The organism is Mycolicibacterium novocastrense (assembly GCF_001499835.1).
GTDB lineage: Bacteria > Actinomycetota > Actinomycetes > Mycobacteriales > Mycobacteriaceae > Mycobacterium > Mycobacterium novocastrense.
Genome location: NZ_LQIH01000016.1, coordinates 79,197 through 99,183, shown reverse-complemented (window position 1 = coordinate 99,183; position 19,987 = coordinate 79,197). Strand labels below are relative to the sequence as shown.

The 19,987-nt window shown below is 66.0% G+C and carries 22 protein-coding genes; 8 read left to right on the top strand and 14 right to left on the bottom strand.

The features are described 5' to 3' along the window. Positions 1–127 precede the first annotated feature (127 nt). The 9 genes from AU072_RS14200 to AU072_RS14160 all read right to left on the bottom strand — a co-directional run bounded on the left by AU072_RS14200 (position 128) and on the right by AU072_RS14160 (position 7,422). Positions 128–1,006: an SDR family NAD(P)-dependent oxidoreductase gene (locus AU072_RS14200; RefSeq protein ID WP_064414352.1), complete on the bottom strand. Its 879-nt coding sequence runs from the start codon at positions 1,004–1,006 to the stop codon at positions 128–130. Then, positions 996–1,442: a nuclear transport factor 2 family protein gene (locus AU072_RS14195; protein ID WP_064401914.1), complete on the bottom strand. Its 447-nt coding sequence runs from the start codon at positions 1,440–1,442 to the stop codon at positions 996–998. The genes AU072_RS14200 and AU072_RS14195 overlap by 11 nt, the downstream gene beginning before the upstream one ends. 5 nt (positions 1,443–1,447) lie before the next feature. Further along, on the bottom strand, positions 1,448–2,575 hold the full coding sequence (locus tag AU072_RS14190) for an NDMA-dependent alcohol dehydrogenase (RefSeq protein ID WP_064414351.1): 1,128 nt from the start codon (positions 2,573–2,575) through the stop codon (positions 1,448–1,450). A 91-nt stretch (positions 2,576–2,666) separates the two neighbouring features. Next, entirely contained in the window at positions 2,667–3,212 is a 546-nt protein-coding gene (locus AU072_RS14185) for a nuclear transport factor 2-like protein (protein ID WP_064414350.1), read from the bottom strand. A 2-nt stretch (positions 3,213–3,214) separates the two neighbouring features. Further along, positions 3,215–3,424, bottom strand: a complete 210-nt coding sequence (locus tag AU072_RS14180; RefSeq protein ID WP_064348029.1) for a ferredoxin Fdx — start codon at positions 3,422–3,424, stop codon at positions 3,215–3,217. A gap of 8 nt (positions 3,425–3,432) precedes the next feature. After that, entirely contained in the window at positions 3,433–4,785 is a 1,353-nt protein-coding gene (locus AU072_RS14175) for a lanosterol 14-alpha demethylase (protein WP_064414349.1), read from the bottom strand. Further along, complete coding sequence (locus tag AU072_RS14170) at positions 4,782–5,609, bottom strand: SDR family oxidoreductase (protein WP_064348031.1); 828 nt, start codon at positions 5,607–5,609, stop codon at positions 4,782–4,784. Before AU072_RS14170 ends, AU072_RS14175 begins: the two co-directional genes overlap by 4 nt. Continuing rightward, positions 5,609–6,817, bottom strand: coding sequence for a cytochrome P450 (locus AU072_RS14165; protein WP_064414348.1), 1,209 nt, complete (start codon positions 6,815–6,817; stop codon positions 5,609–5,611). The genes AU072_RS14170 and AU072_RS14165 overlap by 1 nt, the downstream gene beginning before the upstream one ends. Then, a complete protein-coding gene (locus AU072_RS14160) occupies positions 6,814–7,422 on the bottom strand; it encodes a TetR/AcrR family transcriptional regulator (protein WP_064414347.1) in 609 nt (202 codons plus the stop codon). The genes AU072_RS14165 and AU072_RS14160 overlap by 4 nt, the downstream gene beginning before the upstream one ends. A gap of 139 nt (positions 7,423–7,561) precedes the next feature. On the opposite strand from AU072_RS14160, the gene AU072_RS14155 reads away from it, so the two are divergent. The 5 genes from AU072_RS14155 to AU072_RS14135 all read left to right on the top strand — a co-directional run bounded on the left by AU072_RS14155 (position 7,562) and on the right by AU072_RS14135 (position 12,388). After that, entirely contained in the window at positions 7,562–9,028 is a 1,467-nt protein-coding gene (locus tag AU072_RS14155) for an aldehyde dehydrogenase (protein WP_064414369.1), read from the top strand. Between the two features lie 82 nt (positions 9,029–9,110). Beyond that, positions 9,111–9,872, top strand: a complete 762-nt coding sequence (locus tag AU072_RS14150; RefSeq protein WP_064414346.1) for an SDR family oxidoreductase — start codon at positions 9,111–9,113, stop codon at positions 9,870–9,872. Next, the gene (locus AU072_RS14145) at positions 9,869–10,717 is read left to right on the top strand and encodes an NAD(P)-dependent oxidoreductase (protein ID WP_082680820.1); all 849 of its coding nucleotides are present in this window, start codon (positions 9,869–9,871) and stop codon (positions 10,715–10,717) included. The genes AU072_RS14150 and AU072_RS14145 overlap by 4 nt, the downstream gene beginning before the upstream one ends. Before the next feature lie 2 nt (positions 10,718–10,719). Beyond that, positions 10,720–11,172 (top strand): carboxymuconolactone decarboxylase family protein, encoded by a 453-nt coding sequence (locus AU072_RS14140; protein ID WP_064414345.1) that lies wholly within the window; start codon positions 10,720–10,722, stop codon positions 11,170–11,172. Beyond that, positions 11,162–12,388 carry a hypothetical protein gene (locus AU072_RS14135; RefSeq protein WP_064414344.1) on the top strand — a complete coding sequence of 409 codons (1,227 nt, stop codon included), beginning with the start codon at positions 11,162–11,164 and terminating at the stop codon, positions 12,386–12,388. The genes AU072_RS14140 and AU072_RS14135 overlap by 11 nt, the downstream gene beginning before the upstream one ends. Positions 12,389–12,394: 6 nt before the next feature. Here the strand turns inward: AU072_RS14135 and AU072_RS14130 are convergent, their stop codons facing one another. From AU072_RS14130 to AU072_RS14120, 3 genes are read right to left on the bottom strand one after another with little or no spacing between them, the layout of a single operon-like run. After that, complete coding sequence (locus AU072_RS14130) at positions 12,395–12,895, bottom strand: EspA/EspE family type VII secretion system effector (protein ID WP_064414343.1); 501 nt, start codon at positions 12,893–12,895, stop codon at positions 12,395–12,397. A 52-nt stretch (positions 12,896–12,947) separates the two neighbouring features. Continuing rightward, positions 12,948–13,556: a TetR/AcrR family transcriptional regulator gene (locus AU072_RS14125; protein ID WP_064414342.1), complete on the bottom strand. Its 609-nt coding sequence runs from the start codon at positions 13,554–13,556 to the stop codon at positions 12,948–12,950. Between the two features lie 26 nt (positions 13,557–13,582). Continuing rightward, on the bottom strand, positions 13,583–14,812 hold the full coding sequence (locus AU072_RS14120; protein ID WP_064414341.1) for a cytochrome P450: 1,230 nt from the start codon (positions 14,810–14,812) through the stop codon (positions 13,583–13,585). A gap of 71 nt (positions 14,813–14,883) precedes the next feature. Here AU072_RS14120 and purD point away from each other — a divergent pair, with 71 nt between their 5' ends. Then, the gene (purD, locus tag AU072_RS14115) at positions 14,884–16,152 is read left to right on the top strand and encodes a phosphoribosylamine--glycine ligase (protein WP_064414340.1); all 1,269 of its coding nucleotides are present in this window, start codon (positions 14,884–14,886) and stop codon (positions 16,150–16,152) included. Here purD and AU072_RS14110 read toward each other — a convergent pair. After that, entirely contained in the window at positions 16,149–16,970 is an 822-nt protein-coding gene (locus AU072_RS14110; RefSeq protein WP_064414339.1) for an alpha/beta hydrolase, read from the bottom strand. The genes purD and AU072_RS14110 overlap by 4 nt on opposite strands. A 130-nt stretch (positions 16,971–17,100) precedes the next feature. Here AU072_RS14110 and AU072_RS14105 point away from each other — a divergent pair, with 130 nt between their 5' ends. Beyond that, positions 17,101–17,730 (top strand): TetR/AcrR family transcriptional regulator, encoded by a 630-nt coding sequence (locus AU072_RS14105; RefSeq protein WP_064414338.1) that lies wholly within the window; start codon positions 17,101–17,103, stop codon positions 17,728–17,730. A gap of 91 nt (positions 17,731–17,821) precedes the next feature. Then, complete coding sequence (locus tag AU072_RS14100) at positions 17,822–19,198, top strand: APC family permease (protein ID WP_064414337.1); 1,377 nt, start codon at positions 17,822–17,824, stop codon at positions 19,196–19,198. Here the strand turns inward: AU072_RS14100 and AU072_RS14095 are convergent. After that, positions 19,174–19,965: a DUF429 domain-containing protein gene (locus AU072_RS14095; protein WP_064414336.1), complete on the bottom strand. Its 792-nt coding sequence runs from the start codon at positions 19,963–19,965 to the stop codon at positions 19,174–19,176. The genes AU072_RS14100 and AU072_RS14095 overlap by 25 nt on opposite strands. Between the last annotated feature and the right edge of the window lie 22 nt (positions 19,966–19,987).

Below are 19,987 nucleotides of genomic sequence, written 5' to 3'. Positions count from 1 at the left end.
ATGCGCGAGCGACGCAAGAAGGCGGGCCAGGAGTCACAGAAGTCGCCAAGCGCTCCAACATCCCAGCCCGCTAAACGGAACCCTACGACAAACCCACAAGTGGCTTGACCTTCGTTAGGAACTCAAATCAGCGTTGTTTTTCGCCTCCAGCGATCAACTCGCTGATTTCGGTGATCGACCATGGCGGCGACTCCGCGTGGTCGCGGTAGGCGAGGATCGTCGGCGTCGGCCTGTCGAACCGCCCCACGAACCCGCCTGCGGCGATGAAGATCTGACCCGTCACGTCCTTGGCCAGGTCGCTGACCAGATAGGCGTAGGTAGGCGCGACGTACTCCGGCGGCGCGGCATCGAGGGCGCCTTGCATGCTCACCTCGTCCAGCAGGCCGCGACGGTTGAGGTCTGCGATATGGGCCTCGTAGTCCGGCCCGGTGGAGAGCCGCGTCCTGGCCCCGGGGCAGACGACGTTCGCGCGTACACCGTGCTCCTTCAGCTCGGCGGCGATCGCGAGGGTCAGCCCGTTGACGCCGCCCTTGCCCGCCGGATAGCCCGTACCGCCGTAGTCGCCGAGGAACGCGAACGAGCTCGTGTTCACGATCGCACCTCCGCCCTGAGCGACCATCCTGGGCGCCGCGGCTCGGCAGGTTTCAAAGGTCGTATTGAGATGCGCGTCGATCAGCTCGCGGAACTGGCCGGACGTGATCGTGAGAATGGACGACCCGACGGGTTCGGCCGTGCCCGCACAGTTGATCAGAATGTCGATGCGCCCGAACTCCCGGACGCACGTGTCGATCAACGCGTCCGCCGTTTCGGGATCGGCTGGCGAGCCGGCCACTCCTTGCGCGTTTGGAATCCGTTGCGCCGCTTCGGTTACAGCCTGGGGATCACGGCCGTTGACGACGACTCCCGCACCGTGGGCGGCGAGCAGTTCGGCCACCGCCAGCCCCACACCGCGCGATCCGCCGACGACGACAGCGGCCCGCCCGGTCAGCGACGGGCTACTTGCCATCCGTTGACTGGCCACCCGCTTGGCCGAACTCCATCATGTCCATGTTCCAGTAGCCACGAAGGTTCGTGAGCAGACCGGCGTCGTTGACCTTGTAGGTGAACACTCCGCGCACCGTGCTGGTCATCCCGTTGTCGAACTTGCTGCGCAGCACCAGGATATGAGCCACCTCGTGCGGAGAACTGGAGGGGAACGTCTCCTCACAGGTGATCCGCAGGTCATTGGAGGCGATGTTGGCGTCGTAGAAGCCGGACACCGCCTCCTTCCCGCGGATTCCCGTGCCGTCGGGGTTGGTGAAGGACTGCCCGATCGGATCCTCGATGACGACGTCGTCGGCCATCAGGGCCAACCAACCCTCTTTGTCGTGGGAGTGCACGCATTTCCACGAATTGTGGGACGCCGCCAAAGCCGGTGTCTTCTCGACGGTTTCCTGGGACATGACCTCTACCGGTCGTCGTCGGTGTAGCGAATGACGCCGCGGATGTTGCGGCCCTCGAGCATGTCGGAGTAACCGTCGTTGATCTGCTCCAGCTTGTACTGCCGGGTGACCATGTCATCGAGGTTCAGCTTGCCGGCCTTGTACATCGACAGCAGCTGCGGGATGTCGTAGTGGGGGTTGCCGCCACCGAAGATGGTGCCCTGCAGGTTCTTCTGCAGCAGGGTCAGCATCGCCAGGTTGAGGTTGACCTCGGTGTCGAGCAGGCTGCCGATGGCGGTGACCACGCAGGTGCCGCCCTTGGCGGTCAGGCTGAGGTAGTTCTCGATGTCCTTGCCGTGCAACTCGCCCACGGTGATGATCACCTTGTGGGCCATCAGTCCCCAGGTGACCTCGCCGATACCGGCCATCGCGGATTCCCAGTCCGGATAGGCATGTGTGGCACCGAATTTCAGCGCCTGGTCACGCTTCCACTCCACCGGATCGATCGCGAAGATGCGACGCGCGCCCGCGGTGACGGCGCCCTGCAGAGCGCCCATGCCGACGCCGCCGACGCCGACGATCGCGACGTCCTCACCGGGCCGGATGTCACCGCTGCGGACGGCCGAGCCGTAGCCGGTGGTGATGCCGCAACCGACCAGGCAGGCAACCTCGAACGGGATCGACTCGTCGATCTTCACCACGGAACTCTTGTGCACGACCATGTAGGGCGAGAACGTGCCCAGCAGGGTCATCGGGAAGACGGGTTGCCCCTTGGCGTGAATGCGGTGGGTGCCGTCGGAGACCGCGGTGCCCCCGAGCAGGCCGGCGCCGAGGTCGCAGAGGTTGCGCATGCCGGCCTGACACGACGGACAGTTGCCGCAGGACGGGATGAACGACATCACGACGTGATCGCCGGGCTTGAGGTCTTCGACGCCCGGACCGACCTCGGTCACGATGCCCGCGCCCTCGTGGCCACCGAGGACCGGGAAACCGGCCATCGGGATGCCGCCGGTCACCAGGTGGTGGTCGGAGTGGCACATCCCCGACGCTTCCATCTGCACCTTGACCTCGTCCTTGACGGGGTCCCCGATCTCGATCTCCTCGATCGACCACGGCTGGTTGAACTCCCAGATGAGAGCACCTTTTGTCTTCATTCGAACGTGCCTTCCGCTAGTACCGGTGACCTCAGACTAGAGGCAGTAGTTAGGTAGGTCACACCCACCCCCAATCAACTGCTTGGCCGGGTCACCAGATCGGTACCGGTGCCTGGCCCAGGGGGTAATAACCGGGCAACTTCTCCCCGGCCAGGGAGCGCTCGATGCGCTTCTGCATACCGGGCGACAGGTCGCCGGACTCGATCAGCTTCGCGTACCCCTTGGCGACGTGGCCGAAGTCGAAGAAGTCGCGCTGCCACTCGATTTTCAGGTTTTCATCCAACCGGAACCAGCTGCCCCCGATCCCGTAGATCTCGTCTTTGGTGCCGTCGGACTTGTTCGCGATCTGCTTCCAGAAGCCGACAATCTCGCCCTGCTTGTCGTCGACGAGCACCTTCTGGTACTCGTAGACCCAGTTCTCCAGACCCTCCATCTCCAAACCCAGTGCGACATCCCGGATTTCATCTTTGCCGACGCACATGACGTCTTCTTTGGGGCCGATGTTCCAGCCGTAGGTCGCATCATCGGTGTAGAACTCGGCCAGCGGCTTCCAGTCGCCGTTGCGTTCGGCCTCCCGGTTGGCCTCCAGCCACTGCTCGACCCAGTTGTCGAGCGCTTCGCGGGGCAGTGACGGCATTGTCATTCTCCTGTTTCTTTGATGGCCAGTGCTTGGGTCGGGCACATGTCGACCGCGTTCTGTATCTCGTCGCGGGCGTCGTCGGGTGGTTCGGGGTCGAGGATTTCGACCTTGCCGCGTTTGGGGACGGTGAAGTAGTCGGGCGCCTCGAGCTCACACATCGCGTGCCCCTGGCACAGGTCCAGGTCTACTTCGACTCTGTAGCAGCCCATTCGATCCCCTACTTGGCGCGCCTGCGGTACCGGGCCTTCGCGGGCCGTTGCAGCTGCACCACCATCTTCGAGTGGTCATTGCGGTAACTGTCGGCCGGTTGCGCCATCTCGAATTCGTACTCGCGCAACAGGACCGAGAAGATCGCCTTGATCTGCATCTGGGCGAACGCCGCGCCGACGCAGCGATGCCTGCCGGCACCAAACGGAATCCAGGTCCAGCGGTTCACGATGTCGGCCTGCTCGGGCTTGTTGTAGCGGTCCGGATTGAAACCGTCGGGATCCGGGAAGTCCTCGGGAATCCGGTTGCTGATGGCCGGCGAGGCAGCGACGAAATCGCCCTTGTGAATGGGGAAGCCGGCGACCTCGAACTCACCCTGGGCCACCCGCATCAAAATGATCAACGGCGGGTGCAGCCGCAGCGTCTCCTTGACGACATTGTCCAGCAACGGAATCTGGCGCAGCGCATGAAAGCTCACCTCTTGACCGTCGGCGTAGAGCTCGTCGAGTTCGGCCTGAACCTTGGCGTAGATCTCGGGGTGCCGGATCAGCTCGATCAAGGTCCACGCAGACGTCCCCGAACTGGTGTGGTGCCCGGCGAACATCAGCGAGATGAACATGCCGGTGACTTCGTCGGCCGAGAAGCGGGGATTGCCGTCCTCGTCGCGGATCGACACCAGCACGTCGAGCATGTCGCGGTCGGACTTGTCCGCCGGCGGATTGGCCAGGCGCTGGTTCATGATCTCCTGCACCAACGCAACGAGTTTCACGCGCGCCTCGTCGCGGCGCTGGAAACTCTCGATCGGCAGGTAGGGGTCGACGTAGCACAGCGGGTCGGTGCCGCGCTCGAGATCGTGGTAGTACTCGGCGAACCGGTGGTCCAGCTGGTTGCGGAACTTCAGCCCGATCAGGCAGGCCGTCGACGTGTAGATCGTCAGCTCGGCGAAGAAGTCGAGCAGTTCAATCTCGCCCTCGTCGCCCCAATCGGCGATCATCTTCTTGACTTCGCCTTCGATGGTGGTGGCATGGCCCTTCATGTGTTCACCGCGAAGAGCGGAGTTGTGCAGCATCTCCTTGCGACGCTCGGGGCTTGCGTCGAACACCACGCCCTTGCCGAAGATCGGCGTCATGAACGGATAGGCCTCGGCCTGGTCGAGATCCTCATCGGCCGAACGGAAGAAGAACTCGTTGGCCTCGGCGCCGGACAGCAGGATGACGTGCTTGTCCACCAACTGGAACCAACCGACGTCGCCGCATTCCTCCCGAACCCGTTTCATCAGACCGATCGGGTCGGTGCGAAACTCCTCCAGATGTCCGTGTTCTTCTTCGCCGCCGGAAACCCGGGGCACGATCGCGGTCGTCATGACTTCAGGTTCTCCTCGTTCAACTTGAGCTGCTGGCGTTCTGCGGGTGCAGTGGTCAGCGGCGCTTCGGGCTGAAGCTCCATGTTCGCGATGAACCCACCGCGCGGCGTCTCCGCCACGAAGGCAATGGCGCGAGCGAGATCGGACGCCCGCAGAAAATAGTCGTGGCGGGCCTGGCCCCACTTCGCCCAATCTTCCAGCGCGGGCCCGATTTTCTCGGCGGGAAGGCTCCAGCCCATGCTGGTTTTGGTGGGGCCTGGGTGCACGATGGACGCGCGCACGCCGGTGCCCTCGAGTTCCATCTGGAAGTTGTTGACCATGGCGACAAGCGCGGCCTTCGCCGCCCCGTAGGCGCCCATATGCGGCCGCTGACGCAGCGCCACATCGGATCCGACGAAGATCAGGTCGCCGCGTCGGCGCTCGAGCATGCCGGGCAGCACCGCCGAGGCCAGCCGGTTGGCGCCGACCAGGTGAATCTGCAGCTGCGACTCGAACTCGTCGGTGCTGATCTCGGCCAGCTTGCCGAAATAGGTGTCACCGGCACCGGCGACGAGCACCTCGATCTCACCGAGCGCCTCAACGGATTGGGCGACAAACGTTTTCACCGAGTTGGGATCGGTGACGTCGAGGTGGAAGCCGACCGCCTCGCCGCCGTCGGCGTTGATCTTTCCGACGATGTCTTCGAGTTTCTCCACGCGTCGGGCGCCGAGCGCGACCGGAAACCCGCGCGCGGCCATCTCGATCGCCGTCGCCTCTCCGATTCCGGACGATGCGCCGGCGACGATGACGGGCCGGCGTTCGGGCAGGGGGTCGAACCGGGGCATCAGACAGTCTCCACAGTGATCGGTAGGTGAGCGAATCCGCGGACATTGCTCGAGTGGACGCGGACGGCGTTGGCCTCGTCCACCTCGTAACCGCGGATTCGCTTGAACAACTCGGTCAGCGCGACCCTGGCCTCCATGCGCGCCAGATGCGCGCCGAGGCAGAAGTGGGCGCCGCTACCGAAACTCAACAACTTGGGCCCGATTTCGCGACCGATGATGAACCGGTCCGGGTCCTCGAACACACGCTCGTCGCGGTGCGCCGAACCGGGCAGCAACAGCACGACATCCCCATCGGGAATTTCGGTGTCGTACAACGTCAGGTCACCGGCGACGGTGCGCGCCAGAATCTGGCTCGAGGTGTCGTAGCGCAGCGTTTCCTCGACCCACAGCGGTATCCGGTCCAGCTCGGTGTAGAGGGGGGTGAGTTGGTCAGGGTTGCGGTGGCCCCAGAACGCCGCGTTCGCAAGCAGTTTCGTCGTCGTCTCGTTACCGGCGATCACCATCAGGAACATGAAGCCGAGAATCTCGTCGTCGGTTAGCCGGTCGCCGTTGATCTCGGCCTCCAGCAACGCGGTGGTGAGGTCGTCCGTCGGGTTCTTGCGGCGTTCGGCCACCATGCCCTGGTAGTAGACGATCAGATTGATCGACGCCTCGACGGCCGCCGGCGGTACGTCGGTCACGCCCTCGTCGCGGTGCATCACACCGTCCGCCCACGCGCGCACCTGCGTGCGGTCCGGTTCCGGGACGCCCATCAGCTCGGAGATCACGTCCATCGGCAGCTTGCCCGCGAACTCGTCGACATAGTCGACGGTTTCGTTGGAGCGGGCCTTCTCCAGCATGACGTCGAGGTGCTGCACCGCGATCTCGGTGACGCGCGGTTCCAACTCGCGGATCCGACGAGGCGTGAAACCCTTCGACACCAGTGTGCGCAGCCGCAGGTGGTCGGGGTCGTCCATCGCCAAGAACGACATCGTCTTGGACGCGTGCGGGCCTCGGGAGGCAGGATCCAGGGATACGCCGAACTTGTTCGACAGCGTGGTGCTGTTGCGGAAACCCTCCCAGACGTCCTGATGTCGCGAAAGGGCCCAGAAGCCGAGTTCGTCATTGCGGTACAGCGGCGCCTCGTCGCGCAGCCGTTTGTAATACGGATACGGATCCTCGTGGAAGTCGTAATCGTATGGGTCGAGGACGATTTCGCTGACCGTCACTGGTCCTCCCCTATGACGAGGCCGACCACGTAACTGAGTCGGTCGGCGATCTGGTGGTAGGTGAACACGCCGCTGCCGGCGTTGACCAGCGCGCCGAAGAACGTCATCTCCAGTGCGGCAAGAGCTCGCGGGTCCGCGTCCGGTCCCATTGCCGAGCGGATGCGACGGTGGATCTCACCGCCGATGCGGTCGCGCACCACCCGCACCGCGGGGTCCGCACCGCTGAGCAGCGCGGTCGTGCACGCGGCCGCGACCTCCGGTTCGTCGGCGACGGTCAACGCCATCGCGCGCAGGGCCTTCTCGACGCGGGTCACCCTGCTGTCGTTGACGTCGGTGAAGTACGGCACCTGACGGATGAGGTCGAGGTACACCTCCGCGATCAAATGGTTCTTCGACGAGAAATAGGTGTAGGCGGTGGCCGGCGCGACCTTGGCCCTGGCGGCGACGGCGCGCACCGTCAGATCGGCGTACGAGGATTCGCGCAACATTTCGACACCGGCGGTGAGCACCTTGCGGAACGTCTCCTCCTGGCGGCGGTTCCGCGGTGTTTCGCCGGTACTGACAGGCGTCGAGCCTGTGACCGCAACCACGGGTTCGCTGGACACCTGTCCAAGTTATCGGACCAGCCCTGGGATCCGCAAGTACGCAGCTAGAAAACCATATGCTTGCCAGCCGCACCGCGAGGAGACTATCGTTCGGTTCATCAATTCGGACAGTTGTCCAGCAATGGTGAACGGAGACCGCATGGCTGTGCTGGCGAATCGGGAAAGTCTGCTGCTCATCGACGGCAAGCTCGTCGCCGGCAGCGGCGGGTCGTTCGAGACCGTCAACCCCGCGACCGAGGAAGTGCTCGGTGTTGCGGCCGACGCCACCGCCGACGACATGGGTCGTGCCATCGAAGCCGCGAGGCGCGCCTTCGACGAAACCGACTGGTCGACCGACACCGGGCTGCGGGTGCGGTGCCTGCGCCAGCTGCAGGCGGTCTTGAAGGACCACATCGAGGAACTGCGGGAGATCACGATCGGCGAGGTCGGTGCGCCGCGGATGTTGACCTCGGCAGCCCAGCTCGAGGGACCGGTCGAGGATCTGAGCTTCTGCGCCGACACCGCGGAGTCATACCAGTGGGTCACCGATCTGGGGGAAGCGTCGCCGATGGGCATCAAAACCCGCCGGCGGATCGCACGCGAGGCCGTCGGTGTCGTCGGCGCCATCACGCCGTGGAACTTCCCGCACCAGATCAACCTCGCCAAGATCGGCCCGGCGCTGGCCGCGGGCAACACCATCGTGCTCAAGCCGGCACCGGACACCCCGTGGTGCGCGGCCGCCGTCGGGGAGTTGATCGCCGAGTACACCGACATCCCGCCGGGGGTGGTCAACATCGTGACCTCCAGCGACCACGGGGTCGGCGCGCTACTGTCCAAAGACCCACGGGTGGACATGGTTTCGTTCACCGGGTCGACGGCGACCGGCCGCAGCGTGATGGCCGACGGCGCCGCGACGATCAAGAAGGTGTTCCTGGAGCTGGGCGGCAAGTCGGCGTTTCTGGTGCTCGACGACGCCGACCTGGCCGCCGCCTGTTCGATGTCGGCGTTCACCGCGTCGATGCACGCCGGGCAGGGCTGTGCCATCACGACCCGACTGGTGGTGCCCCGGGCACGTTACGACGAGGCGGTGGAGGCGGCTGCGGCGACGATGGGCGGGCTGAGGCCGGGCGACCCCCAGGACGCCGGAACCATCTGCGGCCCACTCATTTCCGCACGCCAGCGCGACCGGGTTCAGGGCTACCTCGACTCCGCTATCGACGAGGGCGGCAAGTTCGCCGTCGGGGGTGGCCGGCCCGCCGACCGCGACACCGGCTTCTTCATCGAACCCACCGTCATCGCCGGGCTGGACAACAACGCCAAGGTCTCCCGCGAGGAGATCTTCGGGCCGGTGCTGACGGTCATCGCGCATGACGGTGACGACGACGCGGTCCGCATCGCCAACGATTCGGCGTACGGCCTTTCCGGAACCGTGTTCTCGGCCGACGAAGAACGCGCGAACCGGGTCGCGGCACGGATGCGGGTCGGTACGGTCAACATCAACGGCGGCGTCTGGTATTCGGCGGATATGCCATTCGGTGGCTACAAACAGTCCGGGCTCGGCCGGGAGATGGGGCTGGCCGGCTTCGAGGAATACCTGGAGATCAAGGCGATCGCCACGGCGGTCTGACACGCCGAACGTGGGTAGCCCGCACGTTCAGACACAAAAAACGTGACACAACCCCACACTCGGCAACGACGAAAGGAACGCGATGGGGCTCTACGGAGACCAGTTCAAGGACAAGGTGGCGATCGTCACCGGTGCGGGCGGCGGTATCGGCCAAGCATATGCCGAGGCGCTGGCGCGCGAAGGCGCCGCGGTGGTGGTGGCCGACATCAACACCGAGGGCGCGCAGAAGGTCGCCGACGGGATCAAGGGTGAGGGCGGCAGCGCGCTCGCCGTGCCCGTCGACGTGTCCGACCCGGAGTCCGCGAAGGAGATGGCGGCGCAGACGCTTTCGGAGTTCGGCGGCATCGACTACCTGGTCAACAACGCCGCGATCTTCGGCGGCATGAAACTGGACTTCCTGATCACCGTCGACTGGGACTACTACAAAAAGTTCATGAGCGTGAACATGGACGGGGCGCTGGTCTGTACCCGTGCGGTGTACAAGAAGATGGCCAAGCGGGGCGGCGGGGCGATCGTCAACCAGTCCTCGACCGCGGCGTGGCTGTACTCGAACTTCTACGGCCTGGCCAAGGTCGGGGTGAACGGGCTGACACAGCAACTGGCCACCGAACTCGGCGGGCAGAACATCAGGGTGAACGCGATCGCGCCGGGGCCGATCGACACCGAGGCCAACCGCACGACCACGCCGCAGGAGATGGTCGCCGACATCGTCAAGGGAATTCCGTTGTCGCGCATGGGCCAACCCGAAGATCTCGTTGGAATGTGCCTGTTCCTGCTGTCGGATCAGGCGAAGTGGATCACCGGCCAGATCTTCAACGTCGACGGCGGGCAGATCATCAGGTGAGCGACGTCAAGCTGGGGTACATCGGACTGGGCAACCAGGGCGCGCCGATGGCCAAGCGTCTGGTCGACTGGCCGGGCGGCCTCATCGTGTTCGACGTGCGCACCGAGGCGATGACCCCTCTGGTCGAACTGGGTGCCAATGTCGCCGACACCATCGCCGATGTTGCGAAGGCCGACATCATCAGCGTCACCGTGCTCAACGACGAACAGGTGCGCGACGTGGTGGGACAACTCGGGGAGCATGCCGCGCCGGGCACCGTGATCGCCATTCACTCGACGATCGAACCAGACACTGCCGCGGAGTTGGCCGATCAACTGCGGGACAAGGGTATTCACATCGTGGACGCGCCTGTCAGCGGCGGCGCCGGGGCGGCCGACAAGGGTGAGCTCGCCGTGATGGTCGGTGCCGACGACGAGGCCTTCGCCAAGGTCAAGCCGGTGTTCAAGAAGTGGGCGTCGCTGGTCGTCCGGGCCGGTGAGCCCGGAGCGGGAACGCGGATGAAGCTGGCCCGCAACATGTTGACCTTCATCGGGTTCGCCGCGGCCTGTGAGGCGCAGAAACTGGCCGAGGCGGCCGGGCTGGACCTGCAGAAGCTCGGTCGTGTGGTGCGGCACAGTGACGCGCAGAGTGGTGGACCCGGAGCCATCATGTACCGCGACGACACCGAGCCGCTCACCCGGGACCACTTCCTGTACGACATGTTCACGCACACACGTGGACTCGCAGAAAAGGACCTCAGCTTGGCGCTCGCGCTGGGCAAGACCACCGAGACCGAACTCCCGCTGGCCGAGATCGCGCTGCAGAATCTGGCCGCCGGGCTCGGCGTGCCGCACACGAAGGAGTGACGATGGACGAGTTGCGCCGCAAGGGCCTCGAGAAGATGAACGAGGTATACGGCTGGGAGATGCCCAACATCGAGGGCGATCCGTACTTCGACCTCACCGTCGACCACCTCTTCGGCACCATCTGGACGCGGCCTGGACTGTCGATGCGCGACAAGCGGATCATGACGCTGACCGCCGTGACGGCCGTCGGAAACTCCGACCTCGCCGAAATCCAGGCCAACGCGGCGCTGGCCAACGGGGAGATGACCGAGGACGAGCTCAAGGAGATGGCCGTCTTCTTGACCCACTACCTCGGGTTCCCGTTGGGTTCCAAGCTGGACGGCGCGGTGAGCAAGGTGATCAAGAACCGCAAGAAGGCCGCGGAGCGAGGCCGGGGAGAAGACAAGAAAGCCAATGTCAATGCCGCGGTGAAGATGCACTCCGGTGGGACGGTTCATGACGACCATGACAAGTAGGTACGCGTCACTGTCACGTGAGGAACTGGCGGCACTGCTGCCGGAGCTGCTGCTGATCGGCCAATTGATCGACCGCTCTGGAATGGCCTGGATCATCAGCAATTTCGGTCGCGAGGAGATGCTGCAGGTCGCGATCGAGGAGTGGATGGGCGCCAGCCCGATCTACACCAAGCGGATGCAGAAGGCCTTGAAGTACGAGGGCACCGATGTCATCACGATCTTCAAAGGTCTGCAGCTCGACATCGGGGCGCCACCGCAGTTCATGGATTTTCGCTACACCGTCCACGACCGCTGGCACGGCGAATTTCACCTCGACCACTGCGGCGCGCTGTTGGACGTGGAACCGATGGGCGAAGAGTACGTGCGCGGCATGTGCCACGACATCGAGGACCCGACGTTCGACGCGACGGCCGTGGCGACCAACCGCCGAGCCCAGATCCGCCCGATCCACCGCCCGCCGCGCACACCCACCGACCGGCACCCGCATTGTGCGTGGACCGTGATCATCGACGAGTCCTACCCCGAGGTGGAGGACCACCCGGTACTCGAGGTGGTCGCCCGGACACGTGCCGCCAGAACCGAACTCGACCCCATCGACACCGGTGACCAAGGGCAGTCGGACTACTCGGGCCCGTTGGTTTCGGACTTCGACTTCGGCGCGTTCTCACATTCGGCGCTGGTGCGCATGGCCGACGAGGTTTGCCTGCAGATGCACCTGCTCAACCTGTCGTATGTCATCGCCGTCGGGAAGCGGGCCGGCACCAACACCGAACTGGCGACCGAGATCTGCACCAGACAACTGATCGGGGTGGCCGGTATCGCCGCCGAACGCATTCACCGAGCGCTGAAGCTTCCCGGCGGAATCGAGGGTGCGGTTCGCACGCTCGAGTTGCACCCGATGTTCAACCCCGCCGCCTACGTCGACGCCGAATTCGGGCCGGACACCGTGCATCTGCGGCGTTCACCCGCTCACGAGGACGGCGCCTGGATCTCGTTGGTGACGCCCGACGAGGTGCGCCCGTTGCAGGCCGCGGTCACCGCGGTCGACAAGCATCTCGATGTCGAGGTGACCGGCACCGCTCAGGAGTGGACCGCGCGCGTCGTCGAGACGGACAGCGAGGCCAAGGAATTCTCCGAGGTGTCGGTTGTCAGGGTCAGTGGCGGTTCGACATGGGAGTTCGAAGACCGCAAATCGCTGCCGCTGACGGTGCTCTGAACCCGGTCAGGGCGCGGGCCTGCCCAATTCCTCGTATTCTGCCCCCAGCGCGCGCATCCGCGCCGCGATGGCGGCCAGGTCGCTGTGTGAGCGCTGGATGATCTCGGCGACCTCCCCGGCGCCCCTGCTGACCACCGGCCACAGCATCTGTTGGCCGGCAGGCGTTTCGGGCACCGCCGCGGCGGCATCCTCCACCCACTGGCGGACCGCGTCGAGCTCACGCCGGCCGGCCGACACCACCGCGGCCGACCTGTCCACCTCCGCGGCCAGTCGGCGGTCCAGGTCGGCCAACGCCCCCAGAGCCCTTGCCTGCCTGGCGTTCCGGTCGCGATAGCCCTCAGCGCCTGCGCCCGTCCAATCCGAACCGGGCGTCGCCGACTCCACCTCGTCCCGTAGAGCCTCCAAGCGGGCGCTGTGGTCCAGCCCGCCGCCGTCCTGCGGGATGCCCTCACCGAACGAGGCGCGCGCCCGCGCCCACGTCGAGAGGAAGGCATCGACGACACTCACGATCGTGAGTTTACGGCCCGCCAGGAGGCCGACCGCGCACCAATTGTGACGCTCAGCGGGCCGCCGTCGGAGCGGCGACGGACGCGCCGACCCAGCGGCGCAGGTAGCCGCGCAGCTCGGGGCCCCGTCGCGGGGGACGCCCCGGGTCGATGACGAACGACTGGATGATCCGCAGCAGGTGTTCGGCCAGCTCGTCGAGGTCGTGATCATCGAACCCCAGCGCGGCCCAGTCCACGTCGAAGCGGCGCAGCATCGAATTGGCGAACTCCAACGCCACATCCGAGGTGACCGTCTGACTGAACTCGCTGGCCCGCGCGGGCATCAGCAGCAGCCCCATGTGTTTGTCCTGCGGCAGCCACTCCAACGCGGTGGCGATGCCCTCGGCGACCGCCTCCTGCGGGTCGGTCAGGCCCTGCAGGTGGTCGGCGAGCCGGTCCAGAAAGCCGGTCGCCGCGCGCTGTGCTGAGGCCTGAAGGAGCGCGTCGGTGCTGGGAAAGTACCGGTAGACGGTCTGGCGCGTGACCCCCAGCGTGCGTGCGACGTCGCTGATCGAGAACTCCGCGCCACGCGCGTCGATCGCCTTGCCTGCGGCGTCGAGGATGCGGGCGACCGCCTCCTCATCCGTCGACGGCGCCGCACCGGACCAACCGTGAGTGCGCACGGCGAAATCCTACTCAGCCGACCCCATCAACCGGTGTAGGAGACCTGCAGGTCCTTGACGCCGTTGATCCACCCCGAGCGAAGACGTTGCGGTTCACCGCGTTTGGCGATGTCGGGAATCTGGTCGGCGATCTCGTTGAAGATCAGCTTGATCTCCATGCGGGCCAGGTTCGCGCCGATGCAGTAGTGGGCGCCGTTTCCCCCGAAACCGAGGTGCGGATTGGGGTCACGTGAGATGTCGAACCGGAAGGGCTGGTCGAACACCTCTTCGTCGAAGTTGGCCGAGCTGTAGAACAGCCCCACCCGTTGGCCCTCGCGGATCGTGACGCCGCCGAGTTCGGTATCGGCCAGTGCGGTCCGCTGGAAGCAGTGCACGGGGGTGGCCCACCGCACGATCTCGTCGGCGGCGGTCGCGGGTCGGTCGCGCTTGAACAACTCCCACTGCTCGGGGTTCTCGAAGAACGCGTTCATACCGTGGGTCATCGCGTTTCGGGTGGTCTCGTTTCCGGCCACCGCCAGCAGGATCACGAAGAACGCGAACTCCACGTCGTCGAGCGACTCCCCGTCTAGGTCCGCCTCGATCAGCCGGGTCACGATGTCATCTGCCGGGCAACGACGGCGCTCCTCGGCCATCGAGTAGGCGTATCCCATCAGCTCCGCGTTGGCGGCGGTGGGATCGCTGTCGAAGTCGGGGTCGTCGGTGTTCATGATCGCGTTGGTCCAGTGGAAGAGCTTCTCCCGATCGGCCTCGGGCACACCGATCAGGTCGGCGATGGCCAGCAGCGGCAGACGCATCGCGATGTCGTCGACGAAGTTGCCACTGCCCTTTTGCCTTGCCTCGGCCACGATTTCGCGCGCGGCGGTCGCCAACCGCTCCTCGAGCGTCGCGATCGCTCGAGGGGTGAACAGTCGCGACACCAGCTTGCGCAGCCTGGTGTGTTCGGGTGCGTCGTGGTTGATCAGCAGCGCCTTGGTGAGTTCGAGTTGTTCCGAGGTGACGCCTTCGGGCAGGCGCATCACCGCGCCTTTGCGGTTGGTCGACCACAGCTCGGAGTTGCGCGAGATGGCCTTGACGTCCTCGTGGCGGCTGATCACCCAGTAGCCGCCGTCGTCGAAGATCGACTCGGACTGCTCGTTCCACCACACCGGCGCGGTCTTGCGCAGCTGGGCGAATTCGGCGACGGGGATTCCGCGCAGAAGTACCTCGGGATCGGTGAAGTCATATCCGGGCCCGAACGGGCATGTGGCCTGCGTCATACCTTAGACCATACAGTGTCTTGTCAAGTGTATGGCCGCACGAGTCTCGTGGACCGTTAGGGTGAGCAGTTGTGCGAGTCCTGGTAATCGGATCCGGTGCCCGTGAACATGCATTGCTGCTGGCGCTGCGACGTGACCCCGAGGTCGAAAGTCTGTCCATCGCGCCGGGTAATGCGGGCACCGCCGCGATCGCCGACCAGTACGACGTCGACATCACCTCGGGGGAGGCGGTGGCCGGACTGGCGCAGCGGCTGGAGGTCGACCTCGTTGTCATCGGGCCGGAAGTTCCGCTGGTCCTCGGCGTCGCCGATGCGGTGCGCAGGGCCGGGATCGCCTGCTTCGGGCCGAGCAAGGACGCGGCCCGCATCGAGGGTTCGAAGTCCTTCGGCAAGGAGCTGATGACGGCCGCCGGTGTGCGCACCGCCAGAAGCGAGGTCGTCGACAACCCCGCTCACCTCGACGCTGCGCTCGACCGCTTCGGCCCCGACGGCGGCGAGGCCGCATGGGTGGTCAAGGACGACGGTCTGGCCGCGGGTAAGGGGGTGGTGGTCACCGCCGATCGCGCGGCCGCCCGGGCCCATGCCGCAAGCCTGCTCGAGGCCGGACATCCGGTACTGCTCGAGTCGTTCCTCGACGGGCCGGAGGTGTCGCTGTTCTGCCTCGTCGACGGCGAGACCGTGGTGCCCATGCTGCCCGCGCAGGACTTCAAACGGGTCGGCGACAACGACACCGGACCCAACACCGGCGGCATGGGGGCGTACGCGCCGCTGCCGTGGCTGCCCGAGGGCGTCGTCGCCCAGATCGTCGACGATGTGGTGAAACCCGTTGCCGCCGAACTGGTCAAGCGCGGCAGTTCGTTCTCGGGATTGCTGTACGCCGGACTGGCCATCACCTCGAGGGGCCCGGCGGTGATCGAATTCAACTGCCGCTTCGGCGATCCCGAGACCCAGCCCGTGCTGGCCCTGCTGGAGACGCCGCTGGGCCGGCTGCTGTATGCGGCCGCGACGGGCGGCCTCGCCGACGAGCCCCCGCTGCAGTGGCGCGACGGCGCCGCCGTGACCGTGGTGCTGGCCGCCGAGAACTACCCGTCTCGCCCACGGGTCGGCGACGTGATCACCGGCTCCGACGTCGAGGGCGTGCTGCACGCGGGCACGAGTCGTCGCGAGGACGGCGCCGTCGTGTCCTCGGGAGGCCGCGTGCTCTCCATCGTGGGTACCGGTGCGGATCTGTCCGCCGCACGCGAGGCCGCCTACCGGGTGATCGAGTCGATTCGGCTGCCGGGCAGTCACTTTCGCAGCGATATCGCCCTGGCCGCGGCGCAGGGGCGGATCGGCGTCTAGGCCGTCAGCAGCGGGGCCATCCAGGCCAGCTCGGCGGGCAGCTGCGAGCTCCAGAACCCGGCGTCGTGCCCACCGGGCGAGAACCCGCCGGCGGGCGGATTCGGCAGCTGCGCGATGAACTCCTTCGTCGCCGAGTAGAACGGATCGCCGGTCCCGCAGTCGATCCGGATCGGAATCGATGCCAGCGCGGGCAACCCCCAAACACTGTTGGCGGCATAGTCTTCCGCGCTGTCGAACGCACCGGGCGCTGCGGCGCTCGAGGACGTCCACAGCGCGGGACTGACGGCGCAGATCGCGGCGGTGCGGGCGGGGCCGAGCCGCGCTCCGAGCAGCAGCGCGCCGTAGCCGCCCATCGACCAGCCGAGGAAACCGACGCGTGAGGTGTCCAGACCTTGTGAGCCCAGCATCGGGATCATCTCGTCGAGCACCATCGCCCCGGAGTCCTCGCCGGAGGCCCGCTTGTGCCAGTAGCTTCCACCGCCGTCGACGGCGACGACCGCGAATGGCGGCAGCCCCGCGGCGACCGCCTGGGCCAAGCCCTGTTCCACCCCGCCGGCCATCACACCCGCTGCGTTTTGCCCCTTACCGTGCAGCGCGATGACCGGACGCAGCGGCGCGGTCTGGCCGGGCGGACGGGCGATCGCCCAATTGGTCTCCAGGCCGCCGCGGGCCGCCGAGACGAACGAACCGTCGACGTAGGTCGGCGCGGCGGGTGCGGCCGGCACCGCGGGCGCCAGCCGCAGCGCCGCCACTCCGGCAGCCGTGCCGACCCCGAGACGCAGAAGCGATCGACGGCTCAGTTCGGGCATGGCGCCCATGATGCCATCGCGGCGTGACTGCCCGGCAGGCGGAGACTGGCCCGTCGCATCAGAAACACCGGCACCGACTTCGGTGAGAATGCCTGACGATTGGCCGAAAGCGCGATGGGACGGCCGCCCGACTGGCAGCATGCTAAAGGTGACGGCAGCGGTCACTCCCAAGGGAGAACGTCGACGCTTTGCGCTGGTCAGCGCCGCTGCCGATCTGCTGTGCGAGGGCGGCTTCGACGCGGTGCGGCATCGCGCGGTGGCCCGTCGCGCCGGTCTGCCGTTGGCGTCGACGACGTACTACTTTTCCTCGCTGGATGATCTGATCGCCAAGGCCGTCGAATACGTCGGAGAGCGGGAGGCCGAACAGTTGCGCGCGCACGTGGCGATGCTGTCGCGCCGGCGGCGAGGCGCGGAGTCGACCGCCGACATCCTGGTGGATCTGTTGGTCGACGACGTGGTGGGGCAGCGGGTCAGCGAACAGCTGATCTCGCGCTATGAGCGCTATATCGCCTGTGCGCGTCACCCCATGCTGCGCGAAGTCCAACGGCGGATCATGCGCCAGCGCACCGATGCCGTCATCGAGGTCATCGAGCGCTCGGGTCGCTCGGTGCGCGCCGAGTACCTCACCGCGTTGGTCAACGCGGTCGATGGTGCGGTGGTGGCGGCGCTCGTCGCCGAGGGCGACGGCCCACGCGCAACGGCACGCGCGACCTTGATCGACGTGATAGACGTGTTGGCACCAATCGACGAACGAGTGGCACAGGTGTAGGTGTCACCAGGAGGGCACCGATGAGCGCTTGCGCGAAGAGCAGACGACGGTGAGTACGCCGACCGACAAGCAACCTGAGCTACGGCGGGTGATGGGCCCGGGTTTGTTGCTGCTGTTCATCGTCGGCGACATCCTCGGTACCGGTGTCTACGCGCTGACCGGTCAGGTCGCCGGGGAAGTGGGTGGGGCGGCATGGCTGCCGTTCCTGCTCGCGTTCGCCATCGCCACCATCACCGCGTTCTCCTATCTGGAACTCGTCACCAAGTACCCGCAAGCCGCGGGCGCGGCGCTCTACGTGCACAAGGCATTCGGGATCCAATTCTTCACGTTCCTGGTCGCGTTCGTGGTGATGTGTTCGGGCATCACGTCGGCCTCGACCGCATCACAGGCGTTCGCGGCCAACCTGATCAAGGGTTTCGGCCTGGATTGGGGTAAGGGGGGCGTCGCGGTCATCGCGTTGACCTTCATGGCCGTCCTCGCCGCGATCAACCTGCGCGGTGTCAGCGAGAGCGTCAAGCTCAACGTCGGCCTGACCGTCATCGAGATCAGCGGTCTGCTGCTGGTGATCTTCGTCGGGCTGTGGGCCTTCACCCAGGCCGGCGACCACGACTTCTCACGCATCGTGATGTTCGAAAGCAGCGAGGACCGAAGCACATTCGTCGCGATCACCGCGGCGACATCGCTGGCCTTCTTCGCCATGGTCGGTTTCGAGGACTCGGTCAACATGGCCGAGGAGACCAAGGACCCCGTCCGGATCTTCCCGAAGGTGTTGTTGACCGGCCTGAGCATCGCCGGCGTCGTCTACATCCTGGTGTCGATCATCGCCGTGGCACTGGTGCCGATCGGCGAATTGCGGGAGAGCAGCACTCCACTGGTGAGCGTGGTCGAGGCCGCCGCGCCCGGACTTCCGATCGACGAGTTGTTCCCGTTCATCACGATGTTCGCGGTCTCCAACACCGCGCTGATCAACATGCTGATGGCCAGCCGGTTGATCTACGGCATGGCACGCCAGCACGTTCTGCCGCCGGTGCTGGGTTCGGTGCACCGAACTCGCCACACCCCGTGGGTGGCAATCATTTTCACGACCATCATCGCGTTCGGGCTGATCTTCTATGTCTCGGCGTTCGCGAGCAGCAAGGCGCTCTCGGTGCTCGGCGGCACCACCTCGCTGCTGTTGTTGGCGGTCTTCGCGACGGTCAACGTCGCGGTGTTGGTCCTACGTCGCGATGCCGTCAAGGACGACCGGCACTTCCGAACACCCACGGTACTGCCCGTCATCGGGTTCATCACCTCGCTGTACCTGGTGACACCGCTGTCGGGCCGTCCGGGCACGCAGTACCTGCTGGGCGGGATCCTGGTGCTGATCGGAATCGTGCTCTTCCTCGTCACCATGGCGATCAACCGGCGGCTCGGCATCAAGGTCGCCGGCATCACCGATCCGACTCAACTGGCGCAGACGCCGGACTGACCGCCCGGCCGCCTGCCACGGGCTCGAGGAGTCGGTGTCAGCCCGGGCGGTAGCGCCGGCGTGACGATGTAGCCGGCCTCGCCGTCGCCGTAGATCGTGACGTCGTGGCGTCGCCGCTCGAAAAACAGCGCGACGTACGCACAGAGCACCGCGTCGACGGGATCCTCGCAAGCGTTCAGCTGGAAGGCGCGATCGCTGGCCTCGATCCTCCGGCGAATTTCGAGCCAGGCGGGACTGCTGCGCACCCGAAGCCGCGGCGTCGCGTCGTTCAACCCCTCGATCAGCGCCACCATGCGCAACAGCTCGTCCTTGCGTTTGGCGACATCCTTGACGCGCCGCTTGTATTTGAGCGTCTTGCCGAGCCTGAACAGTGCGATCGTCGCCGCGTGGGGGTAGACCTCGATCGCCCGACGGTCGCTGCGCGACAGCGGGTCGGTGTCCAGGCCGAGCCGTTGGCAGAGGACCTCGGCGCGGGGAGGATCGAACAGTGGATTGCCCGTGTTCGCGGGCTGCGCAGTGGCCTCGAACGGCGCGAAGTCCCGGTTGTAGAGCGTCTCGCCGAGCCGGTACCCGCTGGGGTTGGTGACGATGAGCGGCGCGTCCACGCCCACCACGCAGGGGCCCTCGACATACGGCGCGAGGGCCGCCGCGATCTCGTCGTCGCTGACCGCCGCACCCACGTGCACAAGCCGTCCGTCGTCGTCGAGGACGGCCACCCCGGATTGGTTTCGCCCCGCCCACGCGAGATCGAGCCCAACGAAGTACATGGGACCAGCCTGCACGAGCCGG